Raw genomic sequence first — 312 nt, 5'->3', positions numbered from 1 at the left:
AGCTTGGTAGAGTACTTGGTTTGGGACCAAGGTGTCGCAGGTTCGAATCCTGTCTTCCCGATACTAGTTTTTTTGCTCTTTGTCAACTGTAGTGGGTTGATGTCAGCTAAGATCTGGAGAGGACAAAATTGGTCNTTTTGAAGTTGTCAAAGTTCCGAAATCCGAAAGCGTTGCGTTTGATAACTTTGATGAGGTTGTTTGTAGCCTCTAGCTTAGCATTTGAGTAAGGGAGTTCAAGAGCGTTGATAATCTTTTCTACCATTTGTCAAGTCTGTCAAGGCTTTAAGTGAAAAATGAGATAAGACAGTAGCT

At 41.2% G+C, this 312-nt stretch carries 1 pseudogene; it reads right to left on the bottom strand.

Annotated elements, in window-relative coordinates:
• Window positions 1-106: 106 nt before the first annotated feature.
• Window positions 107-256, bottom strand: a pseudogene (locus SSIN_RS10165) (transposase); the annotation flags it as partial.
• Window positions 257-312: the final 56 nt, after the last annotated feature.

The organism is Streptococcus sinensis (assembly GCF_000767835.1).
GTDB lineage: Bacteria > Bacillota > Bacilli > Lactobacillales > Streptococcaceae > Streptococcus > Streptococcus sinensis.
This window is presented reverse-complemented; position numbering and strand designations above follow the sequence as displayed.